This is a genomic window from Kerstersia gyiorum (genome assembly GCF_004216755.1).
In the GTDB taxonomy this organism is placed as follows: Bacteria; Pseudomonadota; Gammaproteobacteria; order Burkholderiales; family Burkholderiaceae_B; genus Kerstersia; species Kerstersia gyiorum.
In genome coordinates, this window is sequence record NZ_SGWZ01000001.1 from 1,032,918 (window position 1) to 1,047,107 (window position 14,190).

The following is a 14,190-nucleotide window of genomic DNA, read 5'->3' on the forward strand; positions in this document are numbered from 1 at the left end:
CGCTCGGCGCGCCAGTAGTTCCTTGCCTGCTCCTGTTCCGGACGGATGTCAGGGTCAGTGGCCTGCCCGGCGTGACGATTCCATCTGCCCGTTTCCGGGCTGCATTCCTTACAATCCTGGAATGGACATCAATCTGATCAGTTTTGAAACCTCGGGGCCGCGTTGCAGCGTGGCATTGCTGCGCGCTTCTGCTGGGGCCATCCGTAGTATAGCGACGCGCAGCCATGATGGGGGACAGGATCATGGGCAGCAGATACTGCCTCTGGCCAGCAGCCTGCTGCGCGATGCCGGCCTGACGGTGGCCAGCCTGCATGGCGTGGCTTTCGGGCAGGGGCCTGGCGGCTTTACCGGCTTGCGCGTGGCTTGCGGCGTGGCGCAGGGCGTTGCCTACACGCTGGACGTGCCAGTGCTGCCGGTGGTGTCCAATCTGGCAGTGGCTGCAGCAAGCAGCGCTGCACCAGGACAATTGGTAATGACGGCGCTGGATGCACGCATGGATGAGGTCTATCTGGCGGTCTACCGCGCGCCGACGCAGGCTGGTGCCGCTTGGCAGGAATTGCTGGCGCCGCAGCTGGTTGCCGCAGCCGACGCCGTGCCCTGGGTGGAAAGCCTGTTGCCGGGCTGGCAAGCCAGCCACGGCGCTGGTGTCGCTGCGCCGTTGTGGGCTGGTGATGGATGGCGGCTGACCCAGGCTGGTGTCAGGTTCGCGCCGGAATTGCTGGCTTTGCGCCCAGAGGCGGAAATCGTGGCGCGGCTGGGCCTGGAAGCCTTGCTGCGCGGCGAGGGGCGGCCGGCGCCCGAAGCCATGCCGCTATACGTGCGGGATAAAGTGGCTTTCACGACGGCCGAGCGCGCCAACGGCGATGGCGGCAATCCCAGGGCGTCCGCACCTATTTATGTGCAGGCCATGGGTGCCGCACATTTGGACAGCGTGGTCGATCTCGAGGCCCAGGTACAACTGCATCCGTGGACGCGCCGCAATTTCGAGGATGCGCTGGCTGCCGGCTATGACGCCTGGGTGCTGTGCGAAGGCGATGCCGTCGTTGGCTTCTATATCGCCATGCTGGCGCCGGATGTCTCGCATTTGCTGGCAGTGGCCGTTGCGCCCGAGCGCCAGCGCCGTGGATGGGGCTGGCGTCTGCTGGAGCATTTTTCGCAGCGCGCCGCCGAGGCGGGGCTGGAAGGCTTGCTGCTTGAAGTTCGGCCGTCCAATACCGGGGCGTTGGCGCTGTACCGCCGTTTCGGTTTCGAGCAGATCGGTGTGCGCAAGGGCTATTACGAAGCGGGCACGGAACGGGAGGACGCCTGGGTATTCCAGAAGCGCCTGCCAGTGGCTGCAGGGAGCCAGGCGTGAGCGAGCCGCAGGTGTCCGTATCGTCCATGCAGCGCCTTTGGCTCAAGGAAATGGGCGTTGGGCGCTGGCTGTTGCCCGAGCCGCCGCGCCGTCCGGCACCGTCGGCCGATGCGGGCGTGCAGGTGGCGACGGCAGCCGCTGCGCCGTCCGGCCCGGCCGAAGCCCGCCGGCCTGCGGACGACGCCAGCGGCCAGGTACGTCGCAGCGGTGCTGGCGATGCGCTGGCTCTGCTGGCTGCCGGTCGCGACAGGCAGGCGGGCCGTCCGGCCGCTGCGCGCCCTGGTGCGCCTGCGGCAGTGTCCCTGGCGCAGGCGCCACAAGCCGGACAGTCCGTGGCCCAGGCGCCGGCGCAAAGAGTGGATCAGCCGGGCGGTGAGCCTGTCGTGATGGCGGAGCGTGGGCCGCTGGCCCAGGATATGGAGGGTCTGCGCGAGCAGGTGCTGGCCTGTACCGCCTGCGATCTATGCAAGACGCGGCGCCAGGCAGTATTTGGCGACGGCGCTTTCCCGGCACGCTGGATGGTGATCGGCGAAGCGCCCGGGGAGCAGGAAGACCGCCAGGGTTCGCCGTTTGTCGGGCGGGCCGGGCAATTGCTGGATTCCATGCTGGCCGCCGTCGACCTGCAACGCGGGCGCGAGGTTTTCATTGCCAACGTGATCAAGTGCCGGCCGCCAGCGAACCGCAATCCCAGGCCGGAAGAAATCGCCGCGTGCAGTCCTTATCTGATGAAGCAGATTGAGCTGATCAAGCCTGAAGGCATTCTGGTGCTGGGGCGCTTTGCCGCCCACACGTTATTGCAGACCGAGGCTTCCATTGGCAATCTGCGCGGCCGTGTACACGCCTGGCGCGATGGCAGTGGCAGGGATATTCCGCTGGTGGTCAGCTATCACCCGGCCTATCTGTTGCGCAGCCCTCATGCCAAGGCAGCAGCCTGGCAAGACTTGCGGCTGGCGGTGGCGCAGGCGCCGCAGGGCTGATTTTCCGGCCCAGGCGTCAAGTGCCGCAGCGACGGGCGTGGCCCGTCGGCTGCTCGCTTGCCTGAGGCCGCTTACTTCAGCGCCTGCCCGTGTCCGGTCTGCCCAATCTGGGCTTCCAGGCTGGGGTCGCGGTGCAGCATCAGCTTGCAGGTCACGATGATCAGGGTCATCAGGCCGAACACGGCCAGGCCGAAGATGGTGATGATGGTGTTGATGTGCAGTTCCATCTTGAGCAGCAGGGTGTACAGCGCCACCATGAACAGGATATTGATCTGTTCATTGAAGTTCTGCACGGCAATGGAGTGCCCCGCAGACAGCAGTACGTGGCCCCGGTGTTGCAGCAGCGCATTCATCGGCACGACGAAGTAGCCGGCGGCCGCCCCGATCAGGAACAGCAGGGTGTAGACCGTGTAGGTAGCGCTGACCATGGGCATGCACAGCACCAGCAGCCCCATGACAGCGCCCAGCGGCAGGACGACCAGGGATTTTTGCAGCGGCAGGCGGCCGGCCAGAATCGCGCCCACGACCGTGCCGAACGCGGAAATGCCCATCAGCACCGAAGCCTGGTCCAGTCGCAGGCCCAGGTGGGCGTGGCCCCATTCGATGACGATCAGCTGCAGCGTGGCGCCAGCCCCCCAGAACAGCGTAGTGATGGCCAGGGAAATGCGGCCCAGCTTGTCGAGCCAGAGGATGCCCACGTAGCCGAAGAAGGTGCGCAGCAGTACCGAGATCTGCCGGGGTTGCTTGGGATAGTAGTAGCCGGTGTGGGGGATCAGCAGATTGCAGATCGCAGCGCCGACATAAATGAAGACAATACAGAAGATGGCCGCTTCAGCCGGCGTGGACAGGAAGCTGCCCAGGGGCGTTTGGGTCAGCAGCAGGCTGGAAACATGCGGCGAAATCAGCGCGCCGCCCAGCACTGTGCCGATGATGATGGACGTCACGGTCAGGCCTTCGATCCAGCTGTTGCCCTTGACCAGGAGCGAGGGGGGCAGCATTTCTGTGACGATGCCGTATTTGGCCGGAGAGTAGGCGGCGGCACCGATGCCGACCAGGGCGTAGGCGCCACAGATCAGCCAGGTTTGCTGCACGGAAGACATGCCGAAACAGGTATAGGCCAGCATGATGATGCAGCCCAGTGTCTTGAGGGCGTTGGTCATCAGCATGACCCGGCCTTTGGGAACGGAGTCCGCAAAAGCCCCGACGAAAGCGGCCAGCAGGACGTATGCCAGGGCAAACCACCATTTCAGCATTGGCGCCATCCAGTCGGGGCCGGACAGTTCCTGGATGAGCGCGAGGGCGGCAATGAAAAGCGCGTTGTCGGCCAGCGATGACAAAGCCTGCGCGGCCATGACCAGATAAAAGCCTCTTTTCAAGCAGCTGCTCCCGGATGTGTAAGGTATTGGTGCCAATGAACGTCAAAGTGTAAACAAATGCCGGTTTGCCTGGAGGCTGTTTTTTTTGCCAGGGGGGCATTACCGTCCGTTCGGTGGGGGAGTATAGCCCCCATGAAGCGTACGGGTTTTACGTGACGTGCGCGCAAGGGCCGCGCCTGGGGGCTGGATAGGGGGGATCGGGGCAGGGCCGGCGGGCGTAATAATCCGGTAAAAGAGCGTAAATGTACCGTGATGGGTGAGAATTGAATCTGGTGGCGCAAGGCGCTGCGTTATCATTGCAGATTGATTCCACGGGCTTGCCGCTGCAAGGCGTTGCGAGGGTCCGCTGGAGAGAACAATGACCTGCTTCTGGCTTTCCTACCGTGCGTCTTACGCAGATCAAGCTTGCTGGCTTCAAATCCTTCGTTGACCCGACAGTGATACCGGTGCCCAGCCAACTGGTGGGCGTCGTCGGGCCGAATGGCTGTGGCAAATCCAATATCATCGACGCGGTGCGTTGGGTGCTGGGCGAGACGCGTGCTTCCGAGTTGCGCGGCGAGTCCATGCAGGACGTGATTTTCAATGGCTCGGGCCAGCGCCGCCCGGCCGGCCGGGCGTCGGTGGAATTGGTGTTCAGCAATGATGCCGGCCGCGCAGTGGGCCAATGGAGCACCTACGCCGAAATCGCGGTGCGCCGCGTGCTGACCCGCGATGGCGCCAGCAGTTATTTCATCAATAACCAGCAGGTGCGCAGGCGCGACATCCATGATCTGTTCCTGGGCACGGGCCTGGGGGCGCGTGGCTATGCCATCATCGGGCAGGGCATGATCAACCGGCTGATCGAAGCCAAGCCGGAAGAGTTGCGGGTCTATCTCGAGGAAGCCGCAGGCGTGTCGCGCTACAAAGAGCGCCGCCGCGAGACCGAGAACCGCCTGTCCGATACCCGCGAGAACCTCACCCGGGTCGAGGATATCCGCCGCGAACTCGATACCCAGCTGGAAAAGCTCGAGGCCCAGGCTGAAGTGGCGCGGCATTATCGTGCGTTGCAGGAAGACGGCGAGCGCAAACAGACCTTTCTCTGGTACGTCCGGGAGCAGGCGGCGCGTGACGAGCAACGTGCCCGTGCCCGCGAGACGGAACAGGCGCAAAACGAGCTGGAGGCGGCAGTTGCCGCCTTGCGTGCCGGGGAAACCGATCTGGAAAGCCGGCGCCAGGCCCATTACGCCGCCAGTGATGCGGTACATGCGGCGCAAGGCAAGATGTACGAAGCCAATGCGCAGGTCAGTACGCTGGAAGCGGAAATCCGCCATGTCGTGGATTCACGCAATCGCCTGCAAGCGCGGCAAGCGCAATTGCAGGCTCAGATGGAAGAGTGGCTGTCTCAGCGCGAGCACTGTGAAAGTCAGATCACGGCCACGGAAGACGAGCTGGAGGCCGGCGCTGCCTTGACCGAGGAAGCGCAGATTGCCGCCGCACAGGCCCAGGATGAACTGCCGGATATCGAGCGGCGGGTGCGTGACGCGGCGGTCCGGCGCGAAGTTCTGCGCACTGAATTGTCCAAGCTGGAACAACAACTGGCCCTGTCGGCGCAATCGCAACGCGACGCCGACCGCCAGTTGCAGGATCTGGCACTGCGCCGGGAAAGGCTGGAGCAGGAGTCACGCGGCCTGGAGCGGCCGGACCCGCAGCGCCTGGAGCAATTGCGCGGCGAATGCGAGGTGCTTGAAGGCAGCCTGGAAGAAGCGCAGGCAGTGTTGGCCGAGCTCGAAGTGCGCCTGCCCGAGGCCGATTCGGCGCGGATACAGGCGCAGGCTGCAGCGCAGCACGAAGCCCAGGCGCTGGCGCGCCTGGAGGCCCGTCACGCGGCCTTGGGCAAGTTGCAGGAAGATGTGGAAAAGCAGGGCACGTTGGCGCCCTGGCTCGCCAAGCACGAGCTGGAGAGCCTGCCGCGGCTGTGGCGTGAACTGAAGGTGGCGCCGGGTTGGGAAACGGCACTGGAGGCCAGCCTGCGCGAGCGCATGGCGGCCTTGCCCGTCAGTCGTTTGGACTGGGTGCGTGCTTTTGTGAATGACCCACCACCGGCGCGGCTGGCGTTCTATCAGTTGCCGGGCTCGCCGGTAGCGCCGGCGAGCCCGGCTGGCTTCACCGCGCTGTCGTCGCTGCTGCAGTTGTCCGACCCTATCCTGCGCGCCTTGTTGCAGGATTGGCTGCAGGGCGTTTTTACGGCCGAAGATATGGAGCAGGCGCTGGCGCGGCGCGGCAGCCTGCCGCCTGGCGCCGTGCTGGTGCTGCGCAGCGGCCATATGGTCGATGCGCATGGTGTGCGCTTTTATGCCGCCGATTCCGAGCAGGCCGGGATGCTTGCGCGGCGCCAGGAACTGGAAAACCTGCAGAAGGAAGCGCGTGCGCAGCGCCTGCTGGCGGATGCCGCCAAGGATCGCGTGGCCCAGGCAGAGGCGGCTTGGCGGCAAGTTGGCGAAGCCATGGCCCCGGCGCGGCAGCGCGTTGCAGAGGTAACGCGCCGCCTGCACGACGTGCAGCTTGAACATACCCGCATGCAGCAATTGGCGGCGCAATCCGGCGAGCGTGCTGCACGCCTGCAGGAAGACCTCGAGGAAATCGCTGCATTGCAGGAAGAGTGGCGCGGCGCCCGGGCGGAAGCGGAAGAGCGCTTTGAACGCCTGGATGAGGAACTGGGCGAGCAGCAGTCACGCTATGCCGACCTGGAAATTGCCGATGAAGCCCTGGTCGCCAGTGCGGATGCCGCGCGATCCAGGTTGCGCGATCTGGACCGGCGCGCGCAGGAAGCGCAATTTGCAGAGAAAGGCCTGAAGGCGCGGCTGGATGAACTGCGCCGCAATCTGCAACTGGCCATCGAGCAGGTGCGGCGGGCCGGCGTGGAGCAGGAACAGTTGCAACAGGATCTGGCCGTGCTGGATGCTTCGGCGGCACAGGCTGGCCTGCAGGATGCGCTGGAAATGCGGGCGGCGGCCGAGGAAGAGCTGACCCGGGCGCGCATCGAGTTGGACAACCTGGCTGCCATGCTGCGTTCCGCCGATGAGCAGCGCATGGTGCGCGAGCGGGCACTGGACCCGTTGCGCGAAAAAATTACGGCGCTGCAACTGCAGGAACAGGCTGCGCGCCTGGCGGTGGAGCAATTCGCCGAACAGCTGGATGCGCGCCAGCTGGTGCGCGAGGCGCTGGCCCGCGAACTTGATGAATTACCGCCGGATTGGCGCAAGGGCAGCTGGCTCCAAAGCGAGGTGCAACGCATTTCCAGGCAGGTCGACAGCCTGGGCGCGGTCAACCTGGCGGCGCTGGAAGAATTGACGACAGCCCGCGAACGCAAGACCTTCCTGGACTCCCAGCATGCTGATCTGCTGGAGGCCATAGAGACCCTGGAGGACGCCATCCGCCGCATCGACCGTGAAACCCGGCAGTTGCTGCAGGAAACTTTCAATATCGTGAATGGTCACTTTGGAGAGTTGTTCCCGCGTCTGTTCGGCGGCGGCGAGGCCAGGCTCACCATGACCGGCGACGAGATTCTCGATGCCGGCATCCAGGTGATGGCGCAGCCGCCGGGCAAGCGCAACAGTACGATCCACCTGTTGTCAGGTGGTGAAAAGGCGCTGACGGCGACGGCGCTGGTGTTCGCGTTGTTCAAGCTGAATCCGGCGCCGTTCTGCCTGCTCGATGAGGTCGACGCGCCGCTGGACGATGCCAACACCGAGCGCTATGCCAATCTGGTCAGCAGCATGAGCGACCAGACACAGTTTCTTTTTATTTCTCACAATAAGATCGCAATGCAGATGGCAAAGCAGTTGGTCGGCGTTACCATGCAGGAACAGGGGGTATCGCGCATTGTGGCAGTGGATATCGACCTGGCGGCCAAGTGGGCTGATGGGGCGGCGTAGCACGCAGGCGCGTGGGCCGGCGTTTGCCGGCAAACGGGGCGGAAATGGAAATCGTCCGGCAAGGGCGCTGGATGCAGGATAGACGCCGGAACAGGCGTGGAGTATGGAATGAGTGATTTGCAGATTGGTTTGATCATCCTGGGGCTGGTGCTGATTGGGGTGCTGCTTGCCTTCAACTGGTGGCAGGACCGCCGTGTGCGCCGCCGCATGCAGCAGCAATTCCAGCCTCCGGCGCACGACCCGCTGCTGGATGCGGATCAGGCCGCTCGCGCACAGGCTGGTGCAGCGCCCACGGCCGACCCCACGCTGGGGCAGAGCGCTGCCGCGCCGGTCGCGGAACGCCGTGAACCAGGGCTGGGCGGAGATACTCCGGCGCCTGCCACCCCGGCCACCGAATCCGCACCTGCGGCGCCAGTAACGGCACGTGGTGCAGCTGACGTGCCGGCAGATCGGGCAACCGAGGCACTGATTTCCATTGAATTCGCTGCACCAGTGGCGGGAGCCGACCTGCTGGGCGCTGCCCATCCCTTGCGCCAGCAGGCCCGCAAGCCCCTGCGTTTCTTTGCTTTTTCCGCTCAAGGCACCCTGCGCCAGCACCTGACCACCCAGGATTCCTACACCTCCGTGCATATCGCCGTGCAACTGGCCAATCGGGCGGGCGCCATCAGTCCGGCGGAATGGCTGCAGATCTGGTCGCGTGCCCAGGAGATCGCCAAGCGCTGCAATGGCAAGCTGTACGGCCCGGAGCAAGTGGCCGTTCTGGAGCAGGCGGCGCAGCTGGACCGCGTGGCGGCCGCACTGGATGCAGAATTGAGCGTTACCCTGGCGCTGACGGAGCCGCGTCCGGCAGCCGAAGTGCTGGCCGTGGCCCATGAGCTGGGCTTCCAGTCCACTGGCGGCGTCCTGGCCTGGCTGTCCGAGCAGGGGTTGGTGCGTTTCACGCTGGCGCGCGGCGACGGCGCGCTGTTCGAGATGGGGCAGGCGCCGTTGGCTCACCTGAGCCTGTTGCTCGACGTGCCGCGCAGTCCGGCTGACGAGCACGCATTCGGCCGCATGGTGAAGGTCGGCCGCGACCTGGCGCTGCGCCTGGATGCCCATTTGATCGACGACAGCGGCAGGCCGCTGGCCGAGGGTGCCGAGCAGGTCATAGACCAGCAGTTGGTGCGGCTGTACGGCCAACTGGACAAGGCAGGCCTGACGGCCGGTAGTGCGAGGGCGTTGAGGGTGTTTTCGTGAGTTCAGGTTTGACGTTGGAAGCGGCCCGGGAACGGGCCGGGGCATTGCGCAGGGAAATTGAAGGCCACAACCACCGGTATTACGTGCTGGATGATCCCAGTGTGCCGGACGCTGTCTATGACGGCCAGATGCGCGAGCTGGAAGCGCTGGAGGCCGAGTGGGAGGAATTGCGTACGCCGGATTCCCCGACGCAGCGTGTCGGGGCCACGCCATCCTCGGCGTTCGGCAGCGTGCGCCATGCCGTCCCCATGTTGTCGCTGGGCAATGCCTTCAATCGGGAAGAAGTCGAAGCGTTTGACCGTCGTGTCACCGATACCCTGCGTGATGCAGGCCAGTTGGGCCTGGCGGAAGCAGCGGAATATTTCTGCGAGATGAAGTTCGACGGGCTGGCCATCAGCTTGCGCTATGAAAACGGCGTGCTGGTGCAGGCCGCGACGCGCGGCGACGGCTATGAAGGCGAGGATGTCACGCATAACGTCCGTACCATCCGTGCGATCCCCTTGCGTTTGCAGGCATCTGGCCGGGCCGTGCCCGAGGTGCTGGAAGTGCGTGGCGAGGTCCTGATGTTCCGGGAAGATTTCGAGCGCCTGAATCTGGCCCAGCAGGCCCGTAACGAGAAAGTCTTCGTCAATCCGCGCAATGCGGCGGCCGGCAGCCTGCGGCAGCTGGATTCCACGATTACCGCCAAGCGCAATCTGCGTTTCTACGCCTACGGATGGGGAGAATACCGCGCAGGGCAGGATGGTGTGGCGCCGGCAGGCGGCAGCGGTGATCTGTTTGCTGCTGCGTCTGCGGAGGCTGCGGCCCAAGATGCCGCCTTGCCCGCCCGCACGCATAGCGGCATGCTGGCCTGGCTGGCTGAACTGGGTTTGCCGGTCAACAGCAAGTACAACCGGGTTGCACGCGGTGTCGATGGGCTGATGGCCTTCTATAACGAGGTCGGCGCGACGCGTGCCGGGCTCAAGTACGACATCGACGGCGTGGTCTACAAGGTGGATAGCCTGCGTAGCCAGCAGACGCTGGGGTTCGTGGCGCGCGCGCCGCGTTTTGCACTGGCCCATAAATTTCCGGCCGAAGAGGCGCAGACCCGCTTGCTGGATATCGAGGTACAGGTGGGCCGTACTGGCGCCATCACGCCAGTGGCGCGCCTGGCGCCGGTATTCGTCGGTGGCGTGACGGTGACCAATGCCACGCTGCACAACGAAGATGAAATCCGCCGCAAGGATGTGATGATCGGCGATACGGTGATCGTGCGCCGCGCAGGGGACGTGATTCCCGAAGTGGTGCGCCCGTTGCCAGAGCTGCGACCGGCCGATGCGCGTGCATTTGTCATGCCGACGCATTGTCCGATCTGCGGTTCGGCCATCGAGCGGCCCGAGGACGAAACCATCGCACGCTGTTCCGGCGGCCTGTTCTGCGCTGCGCAGCGCAAGCAGTCCCTCTGGCACGCTGCCAGCCGCAAGGCGCTGGATATCGGCGGGTTGGGAGAGAAGCTGATAGAGCAGCTGGTGGACGATGGCCGGGTGCATTCCCTGGCGGATCTGTTCGACTTGCGTGCCGAGCTGCTGGCGTCCTATGACCGCATGGGAGCGAAGTCGGCGGCCAATCTGGTCGCTGCCATAGAGGCTGCACGTCGCCCCACGCTGGGCCGGCTGATTTATGCGCTGGGTATCCGCCATGTGGGTGAAACCACGGCGCGGGACCTGGCAAGGCATTTCGGCAGCATGGAAGCGCTGGCCGATGCCGATCTCGAGGCCTTGCAGCGTGCACCCGACGTCGGTCCGGTGGTGGCGGCGTCCGTGCGGCGTTTCTTCGACGAACCGCATAACCGCGAAGTGCTTGAAGCGCTCAAACGTCATGGCGTCGAGCCGCAGCCGGAAGTGGCGCCGGCTTCGACCGGCTTGACTGGCAAGACATTCGTGCTGACCGGCACGTTTCCACGCTGGACACGCGAGGAAGCCTCGCAACGCATTATCGCGGCTGGCGGCAAGGTGAGCGGCTCGGTGTCGCGCAAGACTTCGTTCGTGGTGGCCGGCGTGGAAGCGGGCAGCAAGTTGACCAAGGCCAGGGAACTGGGGGTCACGGTGCTGGACGAAGACGAGTTGCGTGCCATGCTGGGCGAGCCCTGAGCGGCTTGCCGCCAGGCGGTGTGGCCGGATATTTCCTGTGACGCACCGCCGTGCTTCCGGCGGCGCGTTGCCGGACGATCGGTTTTTTCTATGGCACTTTGGAATGTGTTGAGCGGTTTTGGCCGCCACGCGCCGGATTTACTGAATATGATCAAGGTCCGGGGATGGTCCCCGGCGGGCAAGGAGTTGAAATGAAACGCATCGCGGCTTTATTCAGCGTGCTGTTGAGCGCGCTGTTGCTCAGTGGTTGTGGCTACAACGCCATTCAGGCGGCCGATGAAAAGGTCAGCGCGGCCTGGTCGGAAGTCCTGAACCAGTATCAGCGCCGTGCCGATCTGATTCCGAATCTGGTCAATACGGTGCAGGGCTACGCAACACACGAGCGCCAGGTGCTGACCGAAGTGACACAGGCACGTTCGAAAGTGGGTTCCATGCAGGTCACGCCGGAAATGCTGGAAGATCCGGAACAGTTGGCGCGTTTCCAGGCGGCGCAGTCGCAACTGAGCTCGTCGTTGTCGCGTTTGCTGGTGGTGGCTGAAAACTATCCTGAGCTGAAGGCTGATGCCGCGTTCCGCGATCTGCAGGCGCAGCTCGATGGCACGGAAAACCGTATCACCGTGGCGCGCAACCGGTATGTGCAGGCGGTCCAGGATTACAACGTATTGGTGCGCCAGTTCCCGGCTGTCATGACTGCCAAGATGTTTGGCTACAAGACCAAGGCCAATTTCAGCGTAGAAAACGAGGCCGATATCTCGCGCGCGCCCGTCGTCAACTTCGGCACGGGCAACGCGCCGGCGGCAGGAGCCGCACAGTGATGCAGCGGCCATGCGCAGGCGCGGGCCGGACGTCGGGCACAGGGATGATGCCTGCGCCCGACGGCGTCCTGCACCCGCGCATGGCAGACGCAGGCGTGCCGGCCCGCTCTGCGGTCCGGCACGCCCTGCAACACTGCCTGGCCTTGCTGGTCTTGTTGTGCACCGTCCTGTTGCCCGTCCCGGGTTGGTCGCAGGATGTCGCCATTCCGCAGCTTAGCGGCCGCGTGCTGGACCGGACGGCTACGCTGAATGCGGAGCAGCAGCGCCAGCTCACCGAAAAACTGGCTGCGCTGGAGCAGGAAAGTGGTGCGCAGATTGCCGTGCTGATCGTTCCCACGACCGGGGATGACAGTATTGAACAGTATGCCGTGCGGGCATTTGAAACCTGGAAGCTGGGGCGCAAGGATGTCGATGACGGCATTCTGGTGGTGGTTGCCAAAGACGATCGCGCCATGCGCATCGAAGTGGGCTATGGGCTGGAAGGCGTGGTGACGGATACCCGTGCCAGCCGCATCATCCGTGAACAGATGGCGCCGCGTTTCGCCCAGGGGGATTTCGCCGGTGGGCTGCATGGCGCCGTGGAGCAGCTGGCGCTGCTGGTACGTACCGGCGAGTTGCCTGCGCCGCAGGGGCAGCCGTCTGGCGAGTCCTCTGACAGCAGTGGTGAATCCTGGGGCGTGGGCCTGCTCGAAAGCCTGGTGCTTCTGGTCATCCTGGTATTCAAGGCCGTGCCCGGTCCCATTGCAGGTGTGGCCATCTTCTTTCTGACCGGCAGCATCTGGCTGGGCATTGGCGCTGCCGTGCTGGTCATGGTGCTCAACCAGTTGTTGCATCGTGTGCAGGGGACCGCAGTGCGCCGCGGCGGTTCGTCCCGTGGCGGGTTTTCTTCGGGCAGTTGGGGCGGCCGATCCTCGGGGTCCAGCCGTGGCGGCGGGTTTCGGGGCGGCGGTGGCCGTAGCGGAGGTGGCGGTGCATCCGGTCGTTGGTAAGTGCCTGAGGGCCGTCGGTTGGAGCAACCTGCATGGTCGCTGGTTGAGGTCGCGCCATTTTCCGCCAGCCGTGCTCAAGCAGCTCGAACAGCGAATTAGCGAGAGTGAAACCCGCCATGCCGGAGAACTGGTGCTGGCCGTCGAGCAGGCCTTGCCTGATTCCCAGCCAGATAGCCTGGCGCGGGCGCTGGAGGTCTTCGGCCGCCTGCGGGTCTGGGATACGCCACGGCGCACCGGCGTGCTGCTTTATCTGTGCCTGGGCGACCACAGCATAGAACTGGTGGCCGATCGGGGCGTGAACGTGGCCAAGGAAGATTGGGCCATGCTGTGCGCCAGCCTGCAAGCCTATCTGGCGCGCGGAGAGTTCGCGGCCGGCCTGGAAATGGCGATTGCCGGTATAGAAACCCGGCTTGAATACTGCTGCCCGATATCGGACCGTGAAGACAGCGAAGGCCTGCCGAACGCCCCGGTCGTGCTCTGAGCGCGGCTGAAGGCCGCGGTCTTGGCAGCCCCGACTCATGCGGTTGTGCCTTGCCTGTCCCTTGTTGACGTTCCTATGAAAACACCCGGTTGCAGCCAGGGCCGCAACCGGGTGTGCAGTCAAACCGCGACTGGAATCAGTTTTCCTGAATCTTTGCCTTTTCCACCAGGTCCTGCTGGTACTTGGAGAGGGCCTGCTGGCGCAGCATCTGTTCGATCTGCGGGCGCACTTGTTCCAGCGGCGGGAAGGCCACCGGGCGCACGTCTTCCAGTTCGATGATGTGCCAGCCGAAGTCGCTCTTGACCGGCGCGGCGCTCATCTGGCCCTTTTGCAAGGCGGTCACGGCGTCAGCGAAGGGCTTCACATAGTTGGTTGCGGCACCCCAGCCCAGATCACCGCCACGCTGGGCGCTGCCCGGGTCACGCGAGTATTTCTTGGCCAGGTCGGCGAAGCTGCTCTTCTTGTCCTTCAGCTGCTTCTGGACGTCCTGTGCAGTTTTCTCGTCTTCCACCAGGATGTGACGAACCTTGTATTCCTGCTGGTTGCCCTGTTCGGCCTTGACCTTGTCGTACTCGGCCTGTATGGCGGAGTCGGAAACCGGGTTCTTTTCCAGGTAGTCGTCCATCAGGCCGCGCACCAGAATGCCCTGACGAGCCAGTTCGATTTCGGTGACGATTTCAGGCTTGCTGCCGACCTTGGCGCTTTCGGCCGCTTGCACCAGCACCTGGCGATTGATCAATTCCTGCTTGACCTGTTCGCGCAGCTGCGGCGAATCCGTGGCGCCCTGGTCGACCAGCAAGGAGATGAATTGGTCGAAGTCTTTCTGGGAGATGGGTTTCCCGTTGACGGTCGCGATGTTCTGGGCGTAGATCGGCGCCGAAATGGCGGCTGCTGCGAGCAGTACGGCAAAGCGTTTCAT

At 64.4% G+C, this 14,190-nt stretch carries 10 protein-coding genes; 8 read left to right on the forward strand and 2 right to left on the reverse strand.

The features are described from left to right. Positions 1 to 121: 121 nt before the first annotated feature. Complete coding sequence (gene tsaB / locus EV679_RS04570; protein WP_130486593.1) at positions 122 to 1,354, forward strand: tRNA (adenosine(37)-N6)-threonylcarbamoyltransferase complex dimerization subunit type 1 TsaB; 1,233 nt, start codon at positions 122 to 124, stop codon at positions 1,352 to 1,354. Next, positions 1,306 to 2,331 (forward strand): uracil-DNA glycosylase family protein, encoded by a 1,026-nt coding sequence (locus tag EV679_RS04575; protein WP_415777423.1) that lies wholly within the window; start codon positions 1,306 to 1,308, stop codon positions 2,329 to 2,331. Before tsaB ends, EV679_RS04575 begins: the two co-directional genes overlap by 49 nt. 71 nt (positions 2,332 to 2,402) lie before the next feature. Here EV679_RS04575 and lplT read toward each other — a convergent pair whose 3' ends face one another. Then, entirely contained in the window at positions 2,403 to 3,707 is a 1,305-nt protein-coding gene (gene lplT / locus EV679_RS04580; RefSeq protein ID WP_068366858.1) for a lysophospholipid transporter LplT, read from the reverse strand. Positions 3,708 to 4,090: 383 nt separating this feature from the next. Between lplT and smc the strand changes: the two genes are divergently transcribed. The 6 genes from smc (at position 4,091) to EV679_RS04610 (ending at position 13,271) form a co-directional block, all read left to right on the forward strand. Next, a complete protein-coding gene (gene smc / locus EV679_RS04585; RefSeq protein WP_068366856.1) occupies positions 4,091 to 7,621 on the forward strand; it encodes a chromosome segregation protein SMC in 3,531 nt (1,176 codons plus the stop codon). A 108-nt stretch (positions 7,622 to 7,729) separates the two neighbouring features. Then, on the forward strand, positions 7,730 to 8,857 hold the full coding sequence (locus tag EV679_RS04590; RefSeq protein WP_068366854.1) for a cell division protein ZipA C-terminal FtsZ-binding domain-containing protein: 1,128 nt from the start codon (positions 7,730 to 7,732) through the stop codon (positions 8,855 to 8,857). Continuing rightward, positions 8,854 to 10,986 carry an NAD-dependent DNA ligase LigA gene (gene ligA / locus EV679_RS04595; RefSeq protein ID WP_068366852.1) on the forward strand — a complete coding sequence of 711 codons (2,133 nt, stop codon included), beginning with the start codon at positions 8,854 to 8,856 and terminating at the stop codon, positions 10,984 to 10,986. The genes EV679_RS04590 and ligA overlap by 4 nt, the downstream gene beginning before the upstream one ends. 164 nt (positions 10,987 to 11,150) lie before the next feature. Then, positions 11,151 to 11,801 (forward strand): LemA family protein, encoded by a 651-nt coding sequence (locus tag EV679_RS04600; protein ID WP_372726475.1) that lies wholly within the window; start codon positions 11,151 to 11,153, stop codon positions 11,799 to 11,801. Between the two features lie 44 nt (positions 11,802 to 11,845). Next, the gene (locus EV679_RS04605; RefSeq protein WP_238591278.1) at positions 11,846 to 12,790 is read left to right on the forward strand and encodes a TPM domain-containing protein; all 945 of its coding nucleotides are present in this window, start codon (positions 11,846 to 11,848) and stop codon (positions 12,788 to 12,790) included. Beyond that, on the forward strand, positions 12,771 to 13,271 hold the full coding sequence (locus EV679_RS04610; RefSeq protein WP_238591277.1) for a TPM domain-containing protein: 501 nt from the start codon (positions 12,771 to 12,773) through the stop codon (positions 13,269 to 13,271). The genes EV679_RS04605 and EV679_RS04610 overlap by 20 nt, the downstream gene beginning before the upstream one ends. Positions 13,272 to 13,407: 136 nt before the next feature. Here EV679_RS04610 and EV679_RS04615 read toward each other — a convergent pair whose 3' ends face one another. Continuing rightward, positions 13,408 to 14,190: a peptidylprolyl isomerase gene (locus EV679_RS04615; RefSeq protein ID WP_068366849.1), complete on the reverse strand. Its 783-nt coding sequence runs from the start codon at positions 14,188 to 14,190 to the stop codon at positions 13,408 to 13,410.

What these genes read in the sequence shown, in the direction of transcription:
- EV679_RS04600 (WP_372726475.1), top strand. Translation starts at nt 11,151, where the DNA reads ATGGTCCCCGGCGGGCAAGGAGTTGAAATGAAACGCATCGCGGCTTTA.
- EV679_RS04590 (WP_068366854.1), top strand. Translation starts at nt 7,730, where the DNA reads ATGAGTGATTTGCAGATTGGTTTGATCATCCTGGGGCTGGTGCTGATT.
- EV679_RS04615 (WP_068366849.1), bottom strand. Translation starts at nt 14,190, where the DNA reads ATGAAACGCTTTGCCGTACTGCTCGCAGCAGCCGCCATTTCGGCGCCG.
- EV679_RS04605 (WP_238591278.1), top strand. Translation starts at nt 11,846, where the DNA reads ATGATGCCTGCGCCCGACGGCGTCCTGCACCCGCGCATGGCAGACGCA.
- tsaB (WP_130486593.1), top strand. Translation starts at nt 122, where the DNA reads ATGGACATCAATCTGATCAGTTTTGAAACCTCGGGGCCGCGTTGCAGC.